General features: G+C 72.6%; 14 protein-coding genes and 1 riboswitch. Of the genes, 5 read left to right on the forward strand and 9 right to left on the reverse strand.

Translation table 11 applies throughout. The features are described from left to right. Positions 1-16 precede the first annotated feature (16 nt). Positions 17-1,258, reverse strand: a complete 1,242-nt coding sequence (locus Q7L65_RS21450; protein ID WP_370552611.1) for an amino acid deaminase/aldolase — start codon at positions 1,256-1,258, stop codon at positions 17-19. 323 nt (positions 1,259-1,581) lie between these two features. Beyond that, a riboswitch (cyclic di-AMP (ydaO/yuaA leader) is annotated at positions 1,582-1,746 on the forward strand. 137 nt (positions 1,747-1,883) lie between these two features. Here Q7L65_RS21450 and Q7L65_RS21455 point away from each other — a divergent pair. From Q7L65_RS21455 to Q7L65_RS21470, 4 genes are all read left to right on the forward strand, one after another. Then, on the forward strand, positions 1,884-2,828 hold the full coding sequence (locus tag Q7L65_RS21455; RefSeq protein WP_304724352.1) for a peptidoglycan-binding protein: 945 nt from the start codon (positions 1,884-1,886) through the stop codon (positions 2,826-2,828). An 87-nt stretch (positions 2,829-2,915) separates the two neighbouring features. Next, positions 2,916-4,070 (forward strand): acyl-CoA dehydrogenase family protein, encoded by a 1,155-nt coding sequence (locus Q7L65_RS21460; protein WP_304724353.1) that lies wholly within the window; start codon positions 2,916-2,918, stop codon positions 4,068-4,070. A 57-nt stretch (positions 4,071-4,127) separates the two neighbouring features. Continuing rightward, complete coding sequence (locus Q7L65_RS21465) at positions 4,128-4,784, forward strand: metallopeptidase family protein (protein ID WP_304724354.1); 657 nt, start codon at positions 4,128-4,130, stop codon at positions 4,782-4,784. A 186-nt stretch (positions 4,785-4,970) separates the two neighbouring features. Beyond that, the gene (locus Q7L65_RS21470; protein WP_304724356.1) at positions 4,971-6,161 is read left to right on the forward strand and encodes an acetyl-CoA C-acyltransferase; all 1,191 of its coding nucleotides are present in this window, start codon (positions 4,971-4,973) and stop codon (positions 6,159-6,161) included. Positions 6,162-6,233: 72 nt separating this feature from the next. Here the strand turns inward: Q7L65_RS21470 and Q7L65_RS21475 are convergent, their stop codons facing one another. From Q7L65_RS21475 to Q7L65_RS21500, 6 genes are all read right to left on the reverse strand, one after another. Beyond that, positions 6,234-7,001: an SDR family NAD(P)-dependent oxidoreductase gene (locus Q7L65_RS21475; protein WP_304724358.1), complete on the reverse strand. Its 768-nt coding sequence runs from the start codon at positions 6,999-7,001 to the stop codon at positions 6,234-6,236. Between the two features lie 10 nt (positions 7,002-7,011). Then, complete coding sequence (locus tag Q7L65_RS21480; protein WP_304724359.1) at positions 7,012-9,222, reverse strand: FUSC family protein; 2,211 nt, start codon at positions 9,220-9,222, stop codon at positions 7,012-7,014. Positions 9,223-9,298: 76 nt separating this feature from the next. Continuing rightward, positions 9,299-10,306 (reverse strand): L-histidine N(alpha)-methyltransferase, encoded by a 1,008-nt coding sequence (gene egtD, locus Q7L65_RS21485; RefSeq protein ID WP_304724360.1) that lies wholly within the window; start codon positions 10,304-10,306, stop codon positions 9,299-9,301. Next, positions 10,303-11,625 (reverse strand): ergothioneine biosynthesis protein EgtB, encoded by a 1,323-nt coding sequence (gene egtB / locus Q7L65_RS21490; RefSeq protein WP_304724362.1) that lies wholly within the window; start codon positions 11,623-11,625, stop codon positions 10,303-10,305. The genes egtD and egtB overlap by 4 nt, the downstream gene beginning before the upstream one ends. Before the next feature lie 103 nt (positions 11,626-11,728). Further along, the gene (gene pgl, locus Q7L65_RS21495; protein ID WP_304724363.1) at positions 11,729-12,439 is read right to left on the reverse strand and encodes a 6-phosphogluconolactonase; all 711 of its coding nucleotides are present in this window, start codon (positions 12,437-12,439) and stop codon (positions 11,729-11,731) included. Positions 12,440-12,553: 114 nt separating this feature from the next. Further along, complete coding sequence (locus Q7L65_RS21500) at positions 12,554-13,309, reverse strand: dihydrofolate reductase family protein (protein WP_304724365.1); 756 nt, start codon at positions 13,307-13,309, stop codon at positions 12,554-12,556. 124 nt (positions 13,310-13,433) lie between these two features. On the opposite strand from Q7L65_RS21500, the gene glpX reads away from it, so the two are divergent. Continuing rightward, the gene (gene glpX / locus Q7L65_RS21505) at positions 13,434-14,429 is read left to right on the forward strand and encodes a class II fructose-bisphosphatase (RefSeq protein WP_304724367.1); all 996 of its coding nucleotides are present in this window, start codon (positions 13,434-13,436) and stop codon (positions 14,427-14,429) included. A 90-nt stretch (positions 14,430-14,519) separates the two neighbouring features. On the opposite strand, the gene Q7L65_RS21510 is transcribed toward glpX, so the two are convergent. After that, positions 14,520-15,257 (reverse strand): hypothetical protein, encoded by a 738-nt coding sequence (locus tag Q7L65_RS21510; RefSeq protein WP_304724369.1) that lies wholly within the window; start codon positions 15,255-15,257, stop codon positions 14,520-14,522. A gap of 141 nt (positions 15,258-15,398) precedes the next feature. Beyond that, positions 15,399-16,568 (reverse strand): gephyrin-like molybdotransferase Glp, encoded by a 1,170-nt coding sequence (gene glp, locus Q7L65_RS21515; protein ID WP_304724523.1) that lies wholly within the window; start codon positions 16,566-16,568, stop codon positions 15,399-15,401. Positions 16,569-16,665 lie beyond the last annotated feature (97 nt).

Below are 16,665 nucleotides of genomic sequence, written 5' to 3' on the forward strand. Positions count from 1 at the left end.
ACCCTCTACTGGAGGGTTAGAGAAAGGTCCTTCCCTCGCCGCGGTAGGTCGGCACCGTCTCGACGATCACGTCGCCCTCGATCAGGTGCAGCTCGGCGAAGCGCTCGCACAGCTCGCCGGCCTTCGCATGGCGCATCCAGACGCGGTCGCCGACGCGCAGGCCGTCGGCCGCGGCGCCGAGCAGCGGGGTCTGGACCTCGCCGGCGCCCTCGCGCGCGTCGAGGCGCAGGCCGGCGGGCAGCAGCGGCCGGGGAAGGCGGGCACGGTCGACGGGGCCCGAAGCGAGGTAGCCGCCGCCCAGCGCCGTTGCGACCCCGGGGCCTGGGCGGCGCACGATCGGCAGCGCGAACAGCGCCGCCGGCAGCGGCGAGAAGCGCGAGTAGGCGTCGAACAGCGTCGGGCCGTAGAGGCCGGAGCCGGCCGCCAGCTCCGTCACGGCCGGCTCGGCGCGCGTCAGCTCGAGGCTGCCGGTGCCGCCGCCGTTGACGAACTCCAACGGCGCGACGGCGCTGACCGCCGCGACGATTGCGGCCCGCCGCTGCGCCAGCTCGCGCGCTGAGAGTCGCTGCATCGTGCGCAGGGCCGCTCCCATCAATGGCCTGCCGGGCGGCCGGTCCCCGACGCCCGCGATCTGCGCCTCGTACGCCATCAGGCCGACGAGCCTGAAGGCCGGTCGCGCGACGATCGCCCGCGCCAGCGCGGTGACCTGCTCAGAGGTGTGCAGCGGCGAGCGCTTGACGCCGAGCCGGATCCGCCCGCCGAGCGGCCACCAGCCGGCGTCGGCGTCGATGCAGAGGCGGATCGGGCGGGGCGGAGCGTGACCACCGCCCGTGCCACCCCCGCCGGCCGCGTTGCTCGCGCCGGCTGGATCGGTCCGCGAGCCCGCCACCGCCCGCTCGATCAGTTCCAGCTGCGCGACGTCGTCGACCATCAGGGCGATGCCGGCGTCGTCGGGGCGGTCGGCGAGGATGCGCAGGGCGGCGCGATCGGCCGTCGGATAGGCGACGAGGAGGTCGCGCAGGCCGTTGTCGGCGAGCCACAGCGCCTCCGGCAGCGTGAATGCGAGCGTGCCGCGGAAGCCGGCGTCGGAGGCGAGTGTGCGCTCCAGCAGGGCGCGGCAGCGGATCGACTTGCTCGCGAGCCGGATCGGCCGGCCGCCGGCGCGGCGCAGCAGGTCGCGGGCGTTGGCCCGGTAGGCGTCGAGGTCGACGACCGCGAAGGGCGGGTCGAGCGCGGCGGTGGCCCGATCGAGCCGGATGAGCTGCTGCGCTGCGGTGCGGGCAGCGGCCGCGTGCGCCGCGCCGGCACCGCCCGCGCGTCCCGCGCTGTCGCTTCCGCCAGTTCTCCGCGCGCCCGCGGCGCGGGTGGAGGGCTGCTCGGAGGAGGCGGACACGCCCGCGACGATACTGCCCGAGCGCCCGGTTGGCTCCATAAACCGTTTTTCCGGGTTACATATCCGCACGTTTGCGGGGAGGGCGCTTCATAACGCGCGCTCGCGCGCGCGATGCGTCCAGGAAGCGGGGGTCGGATCCATAACCGGTCGACATCCGGCCGTGACCCTTGCTAGCCTCCTCGCGTCGTTCAAGAACCCAGCCGAATCCCTGGCGTCGCAACCGCCGGGGAACGGGGGAACCACGGAGTCCGACCCAAGGACTCGGGGGCGAATCGTCGTAAGGGATACGACGTAGCGCTGCTCTTTCTGCGCGAGCCCGTCAGCTAACCCCGCAGGCGCCCGAAAGAGAAGGGGTTGCACCTTGTCGTTCACTGCTGTGCTGTCTGCCAAACGTTGTTCTGCGATCGGTGTCGCAGCAATGGCAGTCGCGCTGCTCATTTCGTCTACGGCGTCGGGCGCCGCGCTCGGTAGACGCACGCTCAAACAGGGCATGAGCGGCCAGGACGTTCGCGTCCTCCAGGATTTCCTCACGAGAGCCGGCTTCGCCACACCCGTCGGCGGCGACTTCGGCCCGATCACGCTCGGCAACGTCAAGCGCTTCGAGAAGCGCTACGCGCTGCCCGTCGACGGCGTCGTCGACGCTCCCTTCGTCGACAAGCTGCGCGCGGTCGCCGACCCCAAGAACGCGACCAAGACGACCACGCCCACGTCGACCGCGAAGACGCGCGTGAAGAGCACCGCCGTCGGCCGTCACCTCGGTGACCGCGTCCTGAGAAAGGGCTCCAGAGGCCAGGACGTCCGCGTCCTCCAGGACTACCTCGACCGCGCCGGCTTCACGACGACGGTCGACGGCGCCTTCGGTCCCGGCACTGAGCGGCTCGTGAAGCGCTTCCAGAGCACGCAGGAGTTGCCCGTCACGGGCATCGTCGACGCGGCCACGGTCGCGGTCCTGCGCAGAATCGGCGACGCCGGCAGCGCCGGCAGCAGCGCCGGTGGCGCCGACTTCGACATGACGACCATCGCGGCGCCCGTCGGCAGAGCGAAGCTGCTCGCCAACGGCCTCGCCGTCGCCCCGTCGGACGCGCCGCAGGAAGTCAAGGACGCGATCGCCGCGGGCAACGAGATCGCGAGCAAGCCGTACGTCTACGGCGGCGGGCACGGCAAGTGGAACGACCGCGGCTACGACTGCTCCGGCTCCGTCAGCTACGCGCTGCACTTCGCCGGCCTGCTCGACGAGTCGATGCCCTCGGGCAGCTTCACGAGCTGGGAGCAGCCGGGCAGAGGTCAGTGGATCACGATCTACGCCAACGGCGGCCACATGTACGCGGTCATCGCCGGCCTGCGCTTCGACACCAGCGGTGCGGATCCGTCCCGCTGGCAGAGTGATATGCGCACCAACGACGGCTTCACGGTCCGTCACCCCGCCGGGCTCTAGCAACTCCGCAACGACAGGCGCAGGGCAGATATGTGACCCTGCGCCTATCGGGGTCCCTTGGAGTACGGCGACGGTAGAGTCGGCCACATGTCCGCACTTGCCGATGCCTACGCTCTGACCGACGATCAACGCGACTTCCGCGACACGATCCGCAAGGTAGCCCAGGAGCGCGTCGCTCCTCGCGCCGCGGAGATCGACGAGAAGGCCGAATACCCCTGGGACCTGCGCGAGCTGTTCTCGGAGCTGAACCTCTTCGGCCTGCCGTTCGAGACCGAGTACGGCGGCACCGGCACGGGCGTCCTGATGCTCAACATCGCCGTCGAGGAGATCGCGAAGGCGTGCGCCTCGACCGCGCTGATGCTGATGCTGGCCGAGCTCGGGACGCTGCCGATCAAGCTGTTCGGCAGCGACGAGCTGAAGGAGCGCTTCCTGCCGAAGGTCGCCAGCGGCGAATGGGCCCCGGCCTTCGCGCTGTCGGAGCCCGAGGCCGGCTCCGATCCGGGCGGCATGATCTGCAAGGCCGTCAGAGACGGCGACGAGTGGATCATCAGCGGCACGAAGAACTGGATCTCGAACCTCGGCGTCGCCGACTTCTACATCGTTTTCGCGGTCACCGACCCGACCGCCGGCCACTCGCGCGGCATCAGCGCCTTCGTCGTCGAGAGAACCCGTGAGGGCTTCTCCGTCGGCAACAAGGAGAGAAAGCTCGGCATGAGAGGCTCCCCGACCGGGCAGCCGATCTTCGACGACGTGCGGATCCCGGCCGAGAACCTCATCGGCGAGGTCAACAAGGGCATGCACGTCGCGCTCGGGACGCTCGACTACTCGCGCCTCGGCGTCGCCGCGCAGGCGCTCGGAATCGCGCAGGGCGCGACCGACTACGCCGCCGCCTACGCGCGCGAGCGCAGACAGTTCGGCAAGTCGATCAACCAGTTCCAGGGCATCCAGTTCAAGCTCGCCGACATGGAGACGCAGACGGCCGCCGGCCGTGAGCTGCTCTACCAGGCGTGCGCGAAGGCCGACCGCGGCGACGCCGACCGCGGCAAGTACTCCGCGATGGCGAAGCTGTTCAACTCCGACAACGCGATGCGCGTGACGGTCGAGGCCGTCCAAGTGCTGGGCGGCTATGGCTACGTCAGCGAGTATCCCGTCGAGCGGATGCTGCGCGACGCGAAGCTGACGCAGATCTACGAGGGCACGAACGAGATCCAGCGCGTCGTGATCGCACGCTCTCTGCGGTAGGCGGACGCGGCCTCGGTGGCTCGACTTGCCGACGCCAGCTAACGTAGGTGGACGCCCATGCGTGCACCTACACCGAAGCGCATCCTCTTCGCCGCGATCGTCGCGCTATTGCTCGGCATCGCCGTCATAACCCTGTACCAGGGGTTCTCGACCACGTACCCGATGCGGCTCTTCCAGGGCATCGCGGTCGCAGCCGCGGGCGTGATCGTGCTCGCGTTCGTCATGTCGCTGATAACGGGGCCGCTGGCCGGCTGGCGCAGCCCGGAGAGCGACGAGGAGTTCGACGCGCTCGTGGACCGCAGCGAGCGGCTCGCGCGCGAGGGCTCGTGGGGCGAGGACGACGACGACCTCCCGGGCGGCGACTACGACGACGACGAGGACGACCTCTTCGACCCCTGGAACGAGGAGGACTTCAAGGCCGTCGTGCGCTCCGCCGTCGACGAGCTGCCGCTCGAGTTCCACCGCGCGCTGGAGCACGTCGCGATCGTCATCTCCGACGGCGGCCGCAGGCGGCGCGCCTACGGCCTCTACCACGGCGACACGGTCGCCCGCGACGGCTTCGCGGACCGCATCATCATCTACCGCGACACGCTGCTGCGCGACTTCGGGCACGACACCGACCTGCTCAGAGCGCAGGTCACGCGCACGCTGCGCCACGAGCTGGCGCACCACCTCGGATGGGACGAGGACGGCGTGCGCAACCTCGGGCTGTAGGCAGAGCCGGGCGCGGCGCGGCGCGGCGCGGCCGCGGAGCCGCGAACGGCGATCTCGTCCGCGAACTGGCGTGTCGCCGATCGCGGGTGGCTACTCTCCTCTGCAACGCCCCCGTGGAGTGAGACCGCCGGGGAAAACGAATGCCCGTGGAGTGAGACCGCCGGGCACCTCGCGAAAGGATTCACCATGGCTGAAGCCGTGATCGTCGACGCCGTGCGTACGCCGATCGGCCGCGCCGGCAAGGGCGCGCTGCGTTCCGTGCGCGCCGACGACCTCGCCGCGATCCCGTTGCGTGCGCTGCTGGCGCGCAACCCGCAGCTGGACCCGTCCGACATCTCCGACGTGATGATGGGCGCCGCCAGCGGCGAGGGCGAGCAGAACTACAACATCGGCCGCAACGCCTCGCTGCTGGCCGGACTGCCGGTGTCGGTGCCGGGCTGCACGCTCAACCGCTTCTGCGCCTCCTCGCTGCAGACGCTGCGGATGGCCTACCACGCGATCAGCGCCGGCGAGGGCGACGTCTACGTCGCCGCCGGCGTCGAGGCGGTCTCGCGCGCGGGCGGCTCGCCGATGCCGTTCCACCCGCTGCTGGACGGCTCGCCGGGGTCGCTGATGAACGTCTACATCCCGATGGGCCTGACGGCCGAGAACGTCGCCGAGCGCGAGGGCGTCACGCGCGAGGAGCAGGACCGCTGGGCGCTGATCTCGCAGACGCGCGCGGTCGCAGCGCAGGCCGATGGCCACTTCGACCGCGAGATCGTTGCGGTCGACGTGCCGGAGCACACGGTCACCTCGCCCGAGGGCGAGGAGGTCACGGTCGCAGCGACGACGGTCGTCAAGGACGACGGGCCGCGCCCCGGCACGACGGCCGAGAAGCTGGCCGCCCTGAGACCGGTCTTCAGAGCCGACGGCACGGTCACGGCCGGCAACGCCTGTCCGCTCAACGACGGCGCCGCGGCGGTGCTGGTGATGTCGGCGGAGAAGGCGGCCGCGCTGGGCCTGAAGCCGCGCGCGCGGATCATCGCCTCGGCGATCGGGGCGCTGGAGCCGGAGTACATGGGCCTCGGCCCGATCCCGGCGGTGCGCAACGTGCTCAAGCAGGCCGGCATGTCGATCTCCGACGTCGACGTGGTGGAGCTCAACGAGGCGTTCGCCGCCCAGGTCGTCCCGTGCCAGCGCGAGTGGGGCGTCAGCGACGAGCAGCTGAACCCGTTCGGCGGCGCGATCGCCCTCGGCCACCCGTTCGGCATGACCGGCGCCCGCATCATGACGACACTCCTGAACGACCTCGACACGCTCGACAGGTCGATCGGCCTCGAGACGATGTGCGTCGCCGGCGGGATGGGGCAGGCGATGTTGGTGGAGCGGCTGAACTAGGCGGTTCGGCCCGAGGACCGAACGTCTCCTGCCGTCGAGCAGCAGCAGACCTTCGGTCCTCGGCGTGCGCGCTCAGCGTGGCGGCATCCGCAGCGCCCCGTCGAGGCGGATCACCTCGCCGTTGAGCATCGGGTTGACGGCGATGTGGGTGACGAGGGCGCCGAACTCGGCGGGGTCGCCGAGGCGGGAGGGGAAGGGGACCTGGCGGCCCAGCTCGGTGCGGGCGGGCTCGGGCAGCGCGGCCAGCAGCGGAGTGTCGAACGTGCCGGGCGCGATCGTCATCACGCGGATGCCGTACTGCGCGAGGTCGCGCGCGGCGGGCAGCGTCAGGCCGACGATCGCGCCCTTGGAGGCGGCGTAGGCGAGCTGGCCGATCTGGCCGTCGTAGGCCGCGATCGAGGCGGTCTGGACGCACAAGCCGCGCTCGCCGCCGCCGTCGGGCTCGTTGGCCTTCATCGCGTCGGCCGCGAAGCGCAGCACGTTGAACGTGCCGATCAGGTTCACGCCGATCACGGTCTCGAACGACGCGAGTGCGTGCGGGCCGCGCTTGGAGACGGTCCGCTCCGCCCAGCCGACGCCGGCGCAGCAGACGGCGATCCGCAGCCCGCCCGGCAGCGCCGCCGCGCTCGCGACGGCCGTCTCGACCTGCTCCGGGTTCGTCACGTCGGTGACGACGAACTGCGCGCGTTCGCCCAGTTGCGCGGCCAGCGCGTCGCCGCGCTGCTCGTCCAGGTCGGCGATCACCACGTCCGCACCCGCGGCATGCAGCTGCCGAACGGTCGCCGCGCCGAGCCCCGACGCGCCGCCGACGACGAGCGCTCCGCTGTTCTCGATCTCCATGCGCAGGACCCTAACGGGCGGGCTGGCGGGGCCGCACCGTCTCCGCCGCCTCCGCCAGCCTCGGCTCCAGGTGTCGCAGCGCGACGAGGTGCTGACGGGTCCAGGCGATCGTGACGGTCGCGGTCAGCGGGGCGCCGTCGCCGGTCTGCAGCACGCGCACGCCGGCGGCGTCGGCTTCGCTGGCGTCGGCGCCGGGCTGCGGGGCGGGAGGGGGTCCGCCGGTCGCGAGCGCGTTGCCGAGCGCGCGCAGCCAGGCGTCGACCTGCTCCAGCTCAGCCTCCAGCAGCGCGCGCCGCTGGGTCAGCGCCGGCGTGGCACCGCTGCGAACCTCGGTCAGCGGCAGCAGCACGCTGCCGACGCGCAGCGAGTGGGCGGTGCGGCGCACGCGGCCGCAGCTGCTGACCAGCCGCGAGAGGTCGGCGAACGGCTGGTGCTGCCCGGCCGGCTCGGCCAGGTACTGGCGGAACGCGTCGTCGAGCCGGCGCGCGTCGGCGATCGATTCGCTGACCGCATCCTGCAGCGCGGCCGGGTCAGCGGAGCCCATCCGCTGCGCGACGGTCGCACTCAGCGCGGCGGCGCTGCTGGCATAGGCGGCCGCGAGGCTTCTGCGCAGCAACGCCGCTGCACCGCGCGGCCACAGCAGCAGGCCGACGCCGAGGCTGATCGCACCGCCGATCGCGACATCCTCGATCCGCACCAGGCCGACCTTCCAACCGACCGGTTCGATCAGGTTGAAGAGCACGAGCACGCAGAGCGAGAACGACGCCTGGCCGGCGATGAACGAGATCGCTCTGGGCGCGTAGCCGACGAGCAGCACGGTCAGGGGCAGCGCGATCCACAGCAGCGTGCGGTTGCCGTCGATCAGCGCCACGAGCATGCCGCCGACGACGATCCCGGCGAACGTGCCGGCGATCGCCTGCACGACTGTCGCGCCCGTGCTGAGCGCGCGCGAGCGCAGCACCGAGACGACGCCGAGCACGACCCAGAAGCCGTGCTGCAGGTCGAGCCCGACGCCGATCGCGACCGCCAGCGCCAGCCCGATCGCCCCGCGCAGGCTGTTCTGGAACAGCACGGAGCGCGTGCTCGCGTAGGCCGCGGCGAGGCGGCTCGATGCGGCGACGGTGCCGCCGGCGGCGAGGGCGGCTGCGCGGGGACCGGTCGTCGAAGCCTCCGCGGCCTCCACTTCGTCCACCTCCGGCACCACCTCGCCGCATGCCTGCAGCCCGTCGGCGGCCAGATGCCAGGTCGCGTAGGAGAGCATCCGCAGTCCGAACGCCTGCTCCAGCTCGCGCTCGATCCGCGGCTCGTCGCCGGGCTGGGCGGTGGCGATCGAGGCGAGCATCGCGTCGCCGAGCGCTCTGCGGGCGCGCGCGAGCCGCTCGAAGTCGGCGGGCTCGGTCGCGTGGCGCTGCTCCAGTCGCGCGGCGACCGCGTCGAGCACCTGCGCGACCGCCTGCTCCAGCTCGACGCGCTCACGCGGAAAGTCGTAACCGCCCGCGGGCTGGGCGCGCGCGGAGAACTGGCTGAGGTAGTCGAGGTCGTCGGCGAGCGCGGCCAGCGCCGCGGCGCGTCCCGTCGCGCCGGAGGGCCGAAACGGCGTCGCATAGAAGGTTCTGCGCAGGTCCAGCACTGCTCTGCGCGCGGTTTCTTCGAGCTTTGCCGTGTCCCCCTCACCCGCCCGGACCGCGACCAGCTGCGCGAACGCGCGGCAGCCGGCTCCCGCGGCGGCGCGCAGGCGGTCGCGCGGGCGGGCCGGCCACAGCAGCATCACCGCCGGGATCGCGAACGCCGCCGCGATGCCCCAGCCCAGCAGTCGGTCGCCGACCTCCGACATCGGCAGCTGGATCGTCACCGACAGCACGAAGGCGAGGATCGCCGAGGTCGAAGCGGCGGCGAAGGTGCCGCCGAGCACGCCGGAGAAGAGGATCGCGAAGCCGACGACGAACATGCCCGCGATCGCCGTGCCGAGATGCTGCGAGCAGAGCGTGCCGAACACGATCAACGGCACGCCGGCGAGCGCGAGCGCGGCGTAGTCGCGCAGCCGCTCGCGCGGGCTGCCGCCGAAGTCGGCGAACAGCAGCAGCCCGAAGCAGCCGAAGATCCCGAAGATCGCCGTCTGCGAGTTGTCGATCGGCCCCATCCCGAGCGCGAACGCGCACGTGCCCGCGAGCGCGAGGCGGACCGCGTTCTGGAGCGCGTATCTACGCTGCTGCCCTGGCACGCAGGCGATCCTACGCGCTGAGGCGGCGCGGGCGTCCGAGCGAGGATCGCGCGCCGCGCGGCGGCGTGCTCCCCGCTCAGCTCACGCGTCCCGCCAGCGACAACGCGAAGCGGGCGTCGGCGTCCTCGTACCAGGCGTCGAGGCGCAGGCCGGCGGCGGCGTAGTCCTCCTCGACGCGCTCGCGCGTGAACTTGGCGCTGATCTCCGTGCGGATCTCCTCGCCGGCCGCGACCTCGACGCGCAGGCCGAGCGCTCCGATCAGCACCGAGCACGGCCGCAGCGCGCGCAGGCGCATCTCGATCCACTCGTGCTGGCGGTCGAAGAAGGCGATGTGGGAGAAGCCGTCGAGCGGGAAGTCGGCGTCCAGCTCGCGGTTGACGACCGCCAGCACGTTGCGGTTGAACTCGGCCGTGACGCCCGCGGAGTCGTCGTAGGCGGCCTCCAGCGTCGGCGTGTCGATCACGAGGCCGGTGCCGAGCAGCAGGCGGTCCTCAGGGCCGAGCAGCTCGCCGATCTCGCGCAGCAGGCGCCGACGCGAGCCGGGCGGGAAGTTGCCGATCGTGCCGCCCAGCAGCGCGACGATCCGCCGCTGCTCGCCATCCGCGCGCGGGATGCGCGACAGGTGCCGCTCGAAGTCGCCGACGACGCCGTGCACGAGCAGGCCGGGGTACTCCGTCACGAGCGCCTCGGCGCTGGCGCGCACGACCGACTCGGCGACGTCGAGCGGGATGTAGCGCGTCAGGCCCGGTCCGCCGTCGGCCGCCATCGCGTCGAGCAGCACGCGTGTCTTGGAGGCGCTGCCGGAGCCCAGCTCGACCAGTTCGACGGCGCCGGTCTCGCGGGCGATCTCGACCGCGTGCGCCTGCAGCAGCGCTCGCTCGGTGCGCGTCGGGTAGTACTCCGGCAGCTCGCAGATCGCGTCGAACAGCTCGCAGCCGCGCTCGTCGTAGAAGTGCTTGGGCGGCAGCTCCTTGAACGGTCGCGTCAGCCCGTCGAGCACGTCGTCCGCGAGTCCGCGCTCGTGTGCCTCGTCGAGGTGCGAGTCGATCGTGATCGACGCGTCGCAGGTGAAGAGCGAGGTCATCTGGAGTCCTTTGCGATCCGGAAGCCGGAGAAGATCTGACGGCGCTGCGGGTAGTCCCAGTTGCGGAACGTCGGCGTCGCGACGCGCGCGCGAGTCGCCCAGGAGCCACCGCGCAGCACGCGGTAGTCGGGGCCGAAGAAGACCTCGGAGTACTCGCGGTACGGATGCGCGACGAAGCCGGGGTAGCCGTCGAAGCGGCTCGACGTCCACTCCCACGTGTCGCCGATCATCCCGAGGCAGCCGCTCGCGGCGGCGCCGTCGGCGTAGGCGGCCGCGGGGACTGTGCCGTAGCGGCGCCAGTCGACGTTCGCGCGCCCGCGCGGATCGCCGTCACCCCATGGCTGCGGTCGCGCGGTGCCGCTCGCGTGATCCCAGGTCGCCGCCTTCTCCCACTCGGCCTCCGTCGGCAGGCGCGCAGCGTGTGCGCGTGCGAAGGCGTCGGCCTCGAACCACGAGACGTGCACGACGGGAGCGTCGGGGTCGAGCGGCGCGAGCCGGTCCATCCGCCACTCGTGCCAGCTCCCGTCAGCGCCGCGCTCCCATCCGCCGGGACGCTCGATGTCGTACTCCTCCTTCCACGCCCACGCCTCGCGCGACCACCATTCGCGCCGCTCGTAGCCGCCGCCCTCGACGAACGTCAGGAAGGTCGCGTTCGTGATCGGCGTGCGGGCGATGCGATAGGCGGGAAGCTCGATCCAGTGCCGCGGGCGCTCGTTGTCGTAGGAGAACGGGCCGCCGTCCTCGCGCGCGATCGCGCCGAGCGTCGCGCGGCCGGCTGGGATCTCGACCAGCTCCAGGCCGCCGGCGCCGAGCGTCGCGGCGGTCGGCGGCAGCAGCGGCGGCGCGAGCGCGTCGGCGGCCGCCGGCAGGTGCGCCAGCTCCATCGTCTGCAGCATCGTCTCGCCGTGCTGCTGCTCGTGGCGGATCACCAGCTCGTGGATCAGCGGATCGATCCCTCGGCGGGCGATCGCCGCCAGCGTCCGCGCGCGCACGGCCTCGAGGTACTCGAGCGCCTCGTTGCGGCGCAGGAAGGGGATGTCGCCGCGCTCGGCGCGCGGCGTCTCGAACGCGTCGTACAGCTGCGCGAGGTCGGGCCGCAGCAGCGGCTCGCCGGCGAAGTTCCGCACCGCCCACAGATCCTCGTACGCCGCTATGTGGCCGAGGTCCCACACGAGCGGGCTCATCAGCGGCGAATGGACCTGCTCGAGCGTCTCGTCGTCGAGGTGGCCGACGAGCTGGAGCGTGCGCGCACGCGTATCCGCGAACGCCTCCACGACCTGCTGCACGTCGCCCTGGTGGGCTGCCGTCTGGCTCGGCATCGAAGGGAAGTCTTTCACGCCGCTCGTGGAACCGAAACCCGGAGCGTTGGGGCGCCGAGACAGCTTTGGCGCGTCGGCGCAATGGCGAGAAAACCGGTCGACATCAGCTCGGCGGCGCGGCGGCCTCGTCGGCGATCAGCTCGATCTGCGCGTCCTCGTGGTCGACCAGGCTCGCCGGGATCCGCTCCGACGGACCGGCCAGCAGCTGGCCGATCGCCCACGTCTTGCCGGCGCCCTCGGCGAGGAAGATCGCTCTGCGCGCGGCGTGCAGCACCGGCAGCGTGACCGATATGCGGTCGAACGGCGGCTTGCTGCCGTGGACGGAGATGCAGAGCCGCTCGCGCTCCTGCAGCGCGGCCGTGTCGCCGGGGAAGAGCGAGGCGGTGTGGCCGTCCTCGCCGAGGCCGAGCAGCGCGAGGTCCAAGCGCGGGACGGGGCCGCCGAGCTCGTCGAGCAGCTCCTGCGCGTAGGCTGCCGCGGCGCCGGCCGGATCGGCGTCGGCGCCGGTGACCGGATGGATCGTCGGGGGCGGCTGCTGCGCGTCGCGCAGCAGGTTGTCGACGATCAGCTTGTAGTTGCTGTCGGAGTCGTCGAGCGGCACGCAGCGCTCGTCGCCGAACCACAGGTGGACGCCGCTCCAGTCGGCGACCAGCTGCGCCAGCAGCCGGTAGGCGCCCGCAGGGGTTCTGCCGCCGGCGAGCGAGATGTGCGCGACGCCGCGCTCCTGGCGTGCCGCGTCGATCGCGGCGACGACGCGCTCAGCGGTGATGCGGGCGGCGGCGTCTGCGTCGCCTGCGACGGTCAGTTGGATCATCCGGCTGCCTGTCCTCGGGCGGTTGCGGGGGCGCCAATCAATCTACTCGTCGCGCTGGCGGTCCTCAGTCGTGCCAGCACCACAACGCGGTGCGGTGCGCAGGGGCCGGTGGTCTCAGTCACGCACGCCGTAGCGCAGGAACAGCGACGCGTTGCGCTCCAGCGTCCACAGCAGCTCCAGCCGCGCGGGGTCGGCGAGCGCGGCGCCGGTGGTCATCGCGGGGTCCGGTCCGCCGCCGGCCAGCAGCGGCGCGATCGTCAGGAACAGCTCGTCGACGAGCCGCTCGTGCAGCAGCCCGCTCAACAGCAGCGGGCCGCCCTCGCACAGGACGCTGCGGATCCCGTGCTCGACGCGCATGTGGCGCAGCGCGGCGCTCAGCAGCGGACCGTCGCGCTCGCTGTCGACGCGGTGCAGGTCGACGCGCGCCGGAACCGCTGGCGGCTGGGCGTCGGCGGTCGTGTAGACGATCACGTGCGCGTCGGGATCCTGGAACAGCGGGATCTCCAGCGGCAGCCGGCCGCTGCGCGTGATCGTCGCGAGCGGCATCGACGGCGCCAGCCCGATCCGCTCGCGCAGCGCGCGCAGGTCGTCGGCGCGGATCGGTCTGCCGTAGCCCTCCTGCCCGATCGTGCCGGTCCCGACCAGCAGCGCGTCGGCCTGCGTGCGCAGGCGGCGGAAGAGCTCGTGGTCGCCGTCGTCGCCGATCGCGCCGGAGCGGCCCTCCAGCGCGATCCGGCCGTCGGCGGTCGTGGCGAAGTTCGAGATCACGTACGGGCGATCCGGGTGAGCGCGGGCGGCAAGGCCGAGGTCGCCCAGCAGCGCGTCGCTGTCGACGGGGCCGGGATCGGGCTGGAGGCGGGTGAACTGCATCGCGCGGCGGACGCTAGCGCGCGCGGCGGCCGGTCGAACTGGGCATATCGTCCGACATTCTGGGGGAGGGTGGTAGCGTCCGCGCCTCCGGCGCCCCTGTAACCACCCGACCGCCGCCCCCTCCATGACCTCGAATCAGAACCGCCCCGATCGCAACCTGGCGCTCGAGCTCGCCCGCGTCACCGAAGCGGCGGCGCTGGCCGCGGCGCGGCTCGTCGGTCGCGGCGACAAGATCGCCGCCGACCAGGCCGCCGTCGACGCGATGCGCTTCGTGCTCGACTCGGTGCCGATGACCGGCACGGTCGTGATCGGCGAGGGCGAGAAGGACGAGGCGCCGATGCTCTACAACGGCGAGACGATCGGCGACGGCTCCGCGCCGGAGGTCGACATCGCCGTCGATCCGCTCGAGGGCACGCGCCTCTGCGCCCTCGGCATGCCGTCGGCGATCGCCGTGATCGCGCTCGCCGAGCGCGGCACGATGTTCGATCCGGGCCCGATCGTCTACATGGAGAAGATGGCCGGCAACGACGAGGTCGCCGACCTGCTCGACCTCGACCGCCCGCTCGCCGAGACGCTGAAGCTCGTCGCGGACCGCAAGGGCATGGGCATCGGCGACGTCACGGTCGTGATGCTCGACCGCCCGCGCCACGAGAGAGCGATGCGCGAGGTGCGCGAGGCCGGCGGCCGCATCCGCCTGATCACCGACGGCGACGTCTCCGCCGCGCTGCTCGCCGTCAGCGACCGCTCGCCGGTCGACCTCCTGTACGGGATCGGCGGCACGCCCGAGGGCGTCATCACCGCCGCCGCGCTGCACTGCATGGGCGGCGCGATCGTCGGGCGCCTGTGGGCGCGCGACGAGGCCGAGAGAGACGCCGCCGTCAACGCCGGCTACGACCTCTCGAGAATCCTCACGACGCGCGACCTCTGCTGGGGCGACGACGTCTTCTTCTCCGCCACCGGCGTGACCGACGGCGACGTCCTCCAGGGCGTCCGCTACCGCGGCAGAGGCGCGACGACCGAGTCGCTCGTGATGCGCTCCCGCTCCGGCACCGTGCGTCGCGTGCTGGCGACGCACGACCGCACGAAGCTGCGCGCGATCACGGGCGAGCGCTACGGCTGAATCGGCCCGGGGGCCGATTCAGGTCGGAAGTTCCACGGCGGCGAGCTGGCGCTGCGCTGCGTCGGTGGGAACTTCCCGCTTCGGGAGGTCTCAGAGCGGGCGCGTCGGCGAGTCGGCCGGCTCGCCCGGGTCGGGCACGTCTGCGACGTTCTCCGGCACCGCGTAGCGGCCGACGCGCGACTCGGCCAGGTCCAGGCGCGCGAGCGAGCGCAGGAAGCCGTGCGTGACGAGCACGTGGATCGCCGACTGCGTCCAGCGGTAGACGTGCTTGCTGATGCTGTGGGCGATCGAGGGGTAGAAGTTCGCGACCTCGACCTCGATGTGGATCCGCTGCATGCCCGGCTCGCCGTCGGCCGGACCGCAGCGGCGCACGTCGAGCTGCAGGTAGCCGTCGCCGTGGCGACCCGCTCTGGCGACCAGCAGCCCGTCCTCGATCCGCCAGCGGACGATCCCGCGCTCGCCGTCCATCTCGTACTCGGGCGCCTGGAAGCGCAGCAGCCGCAGTGGCTGGCGCAGCAGCACGACCGTGCGCTGCGTCTCGCTGTAGTCGACGCGCACGACGCCGAGCGTCGCGCGCGAGAGGAAGCGCCAGTAGGTGCGCGCGAGGCGCTCCAGTTGCGGCGGGCTCCAGAGCTTCTCCAGCTCGGCGTCCGGCAGCGTCAGGTCGGCCGCCTGCGTCGAGCGGACCGCGCCGTGCGCGTCGACCGTCGTGTTGTCCTCAGCGCTGACGATGCGGGCGCGCGCCGGCCAACTGCGGCGCGCGACGCGCCGGCGCACGGCGACGACGGCGGCGGCGAGCAGGGCGAAGAGGGCGAAGACGGCGGCCACGGTCCCTTGATTGTGCCCGTCCGCGCGCTCGCGCACCGCAGCCGCTACGCGTCCGTGTCGATTCGCACACTCGCGCATCGCCGTGCTCGCCGTGCGGCTCGGATCCGCTCGCTCGCGCATCGTCGCCTTACCCCGCGCCGCTCAGATCCGCTCGACGGCCGCCGTCGTCGCGTCCCCGTCGCCGGACGGGACGAACGCGAAGCCGTCGGCGCCGGTCAGCGAGGCGGTGATGTGCGATCCCTGCGCGCCGGTCGGGGTCGCGCGCAGCACGCCCTCTGCTTCCGTCAGCCGCACGCGCGCCGCCTGCTCGCGGTCGCGCCGTCGCAGCGGCTGCGTCAGCTGCGCCTGGGCGCGCGGCGGCAGCGGCTGCGCGTGACCCTGCAGCGCCAGCAGCGCCGGGCGCGCGAACAGCATGAACGTGACGAACGAGGAGACCGGGTTGCCGGGCAGGCCGAACACGAGCCGCTCGCCGCGCGCGCCGAACCAGGTCGGCTTGCCGGGCTGCAGGTCGACTCTCCAGAAGCGCTGCTCGACGCCGAGCGCGGCGAGCGCCGGCTTGACGTGGTCGTGCGGGCCGACCGAGACGCCGCCGGAGGCGATCACGACGTCGGCCTGCTCCAGCGCGGCGGCGAACGCCCGCGCGGTCGAATCGGGGTCGTCGTGGACCTGCTCGACGGTCGTCAGCTCGGCGCCCGCGCGGTGCGCGAGCGCGGCCAGCATGACGGCGTTGGAGTTGTGGATCTCGCCGGGGCCGAGCGGAGCGCCGGGCGGGCGCAGCTCGTCGCCGGTCGACAGCACGGCGACGCGCGGGGCGCGCGCGCAGACGACCTCGCCGAGGCCGGCGCCGATCGCGATCGCCAGCTCGGCGGGGCCGAGCGGCGTGCCGGCGCGCAGCACCGTCGTGCCGGCGCGCAGGTCCTCGCCCGCCGCGCGGATGTTGTGACCGGCGGGGACGGCGGCGCTCAGCGTGACCTCGCCGTCGTGCTCGCTCGTGTCCTCGACGCGGATCACGGCGTCGGCGCCCGGCGGCAGCGCGGCGCCGGTCGAGATGCGGACCGCCTCGCCGGCGCCGACCACCGCCGTGGCAGGCGTTCCGGCACGCGATTCGCCGACGATCCGCAACGTACGACTGGACGCTCCGTGATGTACAGCGAAGCCGTCCATGGCCGAATTTCCGAATGGCGGGACATCGGCCGCCGCGACCACGTCGCGCGCGAGCACGCGATCGAGCGCGATCCCAAGCGGTACCGGGGTTTCTGGCAGTTTGACGCTCGCGGCGAGGACCAGCTTGCGGGCCTGCGCGATCGGCATCAGGACTCTGGGCACGGGTTCATTGTGTCCATCTGCGCTCGCACTCGTCTTGCGCTGCTGGTATAGACCCTCGGATGAAGGAATCGGGGACGCCCCG

This window comes from Conexibacter sp. CPCC 206217 (assembly GCF_030646165.1).
Taxonomy (GTDB): Bacteria; Actinomycetota; Thermoleophilia; order Solirubrobacterales; family Solirubrobacteraceae; genus Conexibacter.

Bases quoted from the DNA above. Each gene is read 5' to 3' on its own strand.
- Q7L65_RS21455 (WP_304724352.1), top strand. From the start codon at position 1,884: ATGAGCGGCCAGGACGTTCGCGTCCTCCAGGATTTCCTCACGAGAGCC.
- Q7L65_RS21460 (WP_304724353.1), top strand. From the start codon at position 2,916: ATGTCCGCACTTGCCGATGCCTACGCTCTGACCGACGATCAACGCGAC.
- Q7L65_RS21465 (WP_304724354.1), top strand. From the start codon at position 4,128: ATGCGTGCACCTACACCGAAGCGCATCCTCTTCGCCGCGATCGTCGCG.
- Q7L65_RS21470 (WP_304724356.1), top strand. From the start codon at position 4,971: ATGGCTGAAGCCGTGATCGTCGACGCCGTGCGTACGCCGATCGGCCGC.
- Q7L65_RS21475 (WP_304724358.1), bottom strand. From the start codon at position 7,001: ATGGAGATCGAGAACAGCGGAGCGCTCGTCGTCGGCGGCGCGTCGGGG.
- egtD (WP_304724360.1), bottom strand. From the start codon at position 10,306: ATGACCTCGCTCTTCACCTGCGACGCGTCGATCACGATCGACTCGCAC.
- egtB (WP_304724362.1), bottom strand. From the start codon at position 11,625: ATGCCGAGCCAGACGGCAGCCCACCAGGGCGACGTGCAGCAGGTCGTG.
- pgl (WP_304724363.1), bottom strand. From the start codon at position 12,439: ATGATCCAACTGACCGTCGCAGGCGACGCAGACGCCGCCGCCCGCATC.
- Q7L65_RS21500 (WP_304724365.1), bottom strand. From the start codon at position 13,309: ATGCAGTTCACCCGCCTCCAGCCCGATCCCGGCCCCGTCGACAGCGAC.
- glpX (WP_304724367.1), top strand. From the start codon at position 13,434: ATGACCTCGAATCAGAACCGCCCCGATCGCAACCTGGCGCTCGAGCTC.
- glp (WP_304724523.1), bottom strand. From the start codon at position 16,568: ATGCCGATCGCGCAGGCCCGCAAGCTGGTCCTCGCCGCGAGCGTCAAA.